Here is a 4071-nt window from a genome sequence, read left to right on the forward strand (position 1 = left end):
CCAGCGCATCCGTTTCCATTTATTCCTAACCTTGGTTTTTCTTTGGCGTTTGAGCTTAAGCGCCCGGACGAAGATGACACGTTGACCGCGCTTGTTCGTGTGCCGAACAATGTGGAGAGATTTGTGTTTTTGCCCGACGAGTTGACCAAGGGCAAACGTATTGAAATGGTCACCATTGAAACGCTGATCAATTTGTTTTTTGAAGGCATGTTCCCGGGGCATGAGGTTGTAGGTGCCGGTGCATTTCGGGTTATTCGCGACAGCGAAATGGAGATTGATGACGAAGCGGCTGACTTGGTGGTGGAGTTTGAATCCGCATTGCGTCAACGGCGCCGTGGGCAAGTGATCCGGCTAGAGATTGATAGATCTATGCCGCGCAAATTGCGCAAGCGGATCGCCGATGAATTGCACGTGGGCCAAGAAGATACATTTGAGGTTGAGGGCTTTTTGGCTCTTTCGGATGCATCGAGCATTTGTAGCGTTGATCGTTCGGATTTGAAGTTCAAGCCGTTCAATGCGCGATTCCCAGAACATGTTCGTGACCATCAGGGTGATTGTTTTGCGGCGATCAAACAAAAAGACATAGTTGTTCACCACCCTTATGAAAGCTTTGATATTGTTGCACAATTTTTGATGCAGGCGGCGAGCGATCCTGATGTGGTCGCGATCAAGCAGACGCTTTACCGCACGTCCAATGACTCTCCAATTGTTAAAGCGCTTATTCAGGCGGCGGAAGCGGGTAAATCCGTTACGGCATTGGTGGAGCTAAAAGCGCGGTTCGACGAAGAAGCAAATATCCGCTGGGCGCGCGATTTAGAGCGGGCTGGCGTGCAAGTAGTATTTGGTTTTATTGAGTGGAAGACCCACGCAAAATTGGGCCAAGTGGTGCGCCGCGAGAAAAAAGGGAAATTGGTTTCCTATTGCCATATTGGTACTGGCAACTACCACCCGATTACCGCCAAGATTTACACTGACCTGAGTTACTTCACCACGAACCCATCAATCACGCGGGATGTGGCACGGGTGTTCAATTATATTACTGGATACGCACGGCCTACAGCACTTGAGTGCATTTCGGTTTCGCCAATGGCGCTGCGCAGTACTTTGCTGCAACATATTGATAAAGAAATTGAACACGCCGAAGCCGGGGAGCCTGCGAGTATTTGGTTTAAGATGAACTCTTTGGTCGATCCAAAGGTTATTGATGCGCTTTATCGTGCCTCTCAGGCTGGCGTGCAGGTTGATCTGGTGGTGCGTGGCATCTGCTGTTTGCGCCCCGGTATTCCAGGTTTTTCGGACAATATTCGGGTGAAGAGCATTGTTGGTCGGTTCTTGGAGCACTCGCGTATCTTTTGTTTTGGGCAGGGACACGAAATGCCTTCGCGCAAGGCTGCGGTCTATATTTCTTCCGCTGACCTGATGCCACGAAATCTTGATGGGCGCGTGGAGGTTTTGGTGCCTTTGTTCAATAAGACCGTTCAAAAACAGGTGCTTGATCGGATCATGGTGGCGAACATAAATGATAATCAGCAAAGCTGGGAGGTGCTTCCCGATGGCACTTCGCGGCGAATCGAGCCACAAGAAGGGGAGGTCGTGTTTAATGCGCAAGATTATTTTATGACCAACCCAAGCATGTCTGGCCGCGGTAGTGCTTCGGCAAGCGAGGGGCTTGTTGAAGAGGATGAGGATTGATCCGTTCATTTGTTAAGTCACTAAAATCACCAACTGCCCAGGGTCGCATTAGCGAAGGGCAGCCAATTGCAGTGCTTGATATTGGGTCGAACTCCGTTCGTTTGGTCATTTATGAACGTCATATCCGCGCTCTCACGCCAATCTATAATGAAAAAGTTGCGTGCGGGTTGGGTCGGGGTGTCGGGCAAACTGGTGCGTTGGCCGAAGAGAGCGTTGAGCGTGCTTTGATCGCCATGCGGCGCTTTGCACTTGTGTGTCAGCTCACCAAAGTTGGCGATTTGCACATTTTAGCGACAGCTGCCACGCGCGACGCCAGCAATGGCGCGATGTTTATTGCTGGTGTTGAAGAGATAATGAACACCAACGTACGCATCCTTACAGGTGAGGAAGAAGCCTATTTTGCGGCGCTTGGTACGATCGCGGGCATGCCGCAACAGCAAGGCATGTTGGGCGATTTTGGTGGCGGCAGCCTTGAATTGGCGATCTTGGATGGTGTGTTGCCCGGAGATGGGGAAACCCATCCCTTGGGGGCTATTCGGCTGCAAGATGATAGCGAACGCAGCGCCAGCAAAGCTTATAAGATTGCCCGTAAAACGCTAGCGAGTTCCCCAATAATGGAACGGGTTCAGCATTCAGAGTTTGTGGCTATTGGCGGCACATGGCGGGCCTTGGCAAAAGTTCACCAGATCCAGACTGCATATCCCCTATCGATGGTGCAGGGCTATCGCGTTGATGCTGATAAAATGATCGACATGTGCAGCCAAATCATTGAACTGGCGGATAAGGGCGAGTGGCCCGAAGCGGCACAACGGCTTTCCAGTAATCGCAAGGACTTGCTCAGCTTTGGCGCCGCCGCATTAAACGCGGTGCTGGAAGTTGGCAAGTTTAAGACAGTCAAATTCTCAGCGCTCGGCGTGCGCGAAGGTTATTTGTTCGGTCAACTAGATAGCGCTGAACAAGAAGTCGATCCGCTTTTACAAGCGTGCGAAGAGTTGTCAATTTTGCGGTCTCGCTCGCCGTCTCATGCGCATGAGCTGATTGAATTCACAAATCGGTTTGTTGCCGCAATGAACTATGATGAAAATCAGGTGTTGCAACAGTTGCGTTATGCTGCGTGCTATTTGTCAGACATTTCGTGGCGCGGGCACCCCGACTATCGAGGTGTGCAGGCTGTTGATGCAGTAGCTTACGGTTCATTTGTAGGGATTGACCACACAGGGCGGGCCCATTTGGCGCGGTGTTTAGCAGTGCGATATTTAGGACTTAAGCGTAAGCACCTTGATAATGATGATCTATTTGAAATGTGCTCGCAAAAATCTGCCCGTCATGCAGACACGTTGGGGGCGCTCTTTCGTGTCGCTTATTTGTTGTCCGCTGCTATGCCCAACGTGCTGCCACTTGTTGAATGGGAGCGCGTTGGGGACAAGCTGCAACTACTTTTGCCAGCGGGCTATGAAGTGTTAGCCGCTGAGAAAATGCTGAGGCGTTTAAACCAATTGGCAGCGTTTCTTGAACTAGAAGCTGAAGTGATCGTGCGTTAGCTATTCAGCCTGTACATCAACTTCAATTGGCACAATGCCATCGGGTGTTGCGCCCAGAGCCATTTTTCCATTTTTGATCGATAAGGCAAGATCTCCAAACACGTCGCGCCGCCAGCCTGCCAACGCGGGGACTAAAGCGTTGTCGTCTAAAACAATTTGATCGATATCGTCGCTCGAGGCGATAATGCGTGGGGCCACCCCTTGGTTTTCGCTGACCGCCTTAAGCAAAACGCGCAGCAGATCGCCGATTGCCCCTTTGGGCGACGGGCCATTAGGCTTGCGCGGCACTTTGGGCAAGTCATCTTTGTCAATTGCTTGAACGCGCGTTACTATTTTGATGATTTCTTCCGCTGATGATGACCGGCCAAATCCTTTTGAAAAGGAGCGTAGGCGGTCAAATGCTTTGGCCGAGTTCGGTTGTTGTTGCGCTAACTCGTAAATGGCATCGTCTTTGACCACGCGGCCGCGCGGTACATCTTGTTGTTGCGCTTTGCGTTCGCGCCATGCGGCTAGTTCAATCATCATGGCCAAATCGCGTGGCCGATTGACTTTCATTTTCAATCTTTTCCACGCTTCCTCGGGCTTCACGAGATAGTTCTCTTTGTCCATCAAAGCGTTAAGTTCTGCTTCAATCCACGGGCGGCGGTCTTTTTCTTCGAGCAAATTGGCTATGTGCAAGTAGCAATCGCGCAAGTGAGTGACGTCACCAATGGCATAGGTGAGTTGCTTGTCGCTCAGTGGACGCCGCGTCCAGTCGGTAAACTGGCTTGATTTATCAATGTGTTGCTTGGTGATGCGCTGCACAAGATTATCGTAAGAAATCGAATCCCCAAGGCCA

At 50.9% G+C, this 4071-nt stretch carries 3 protein-coding genes; 2 read left to right on the forward strand and 1 reads right to left on the reverse strand.

Going from position 1 to position 4071, the window contains the following annotated elements; all coding sequences use genetic code 11:
- Both Q0231_RS03900 and Q0231_RS03905 read left to right on the forward strand, forming a co-directional pair.
- Positions 1–1692: RNA degradosome polyphosphate kinase (locus Q0231_RS03900; protein ID WP_299345337.1), on the forward strand; the 1692-nt coding region annotated here is incomplete at its 5' end.
- A complete protein-coding gene (locus Q0231_RS03905; protein WP_299345340.1) occupies positions 1689–3233 on the forward strand; it encodes a Ppx/GppA phosphatase family protein in 1545 nt (514 codons plus the stop codon). The genes Q0231_RS03900 and Q0231_RS03905, both read left to right, overlap by 4 nt.
- Here the strand turns inward: Q0231_RS03905 and Q0231_RS03910 are convergent.
- On the reverse strand, positions 3234–4071 hold an 838-nt coding region (locus tag Q0231_RS03910), incomplete at its 5' end, for an HRDC domain-containing protein (RefSeq protein WP_299345343.1).

This window comes from uncultured Maritalea sp., from assembly GCF_937139385.1.
GTDB lineage: Bacteria > Pseudomonadota > Alphaproteobacteria > Rhizobiales > Devosiaceae > Maritalea > Maritalea porphyrae_A.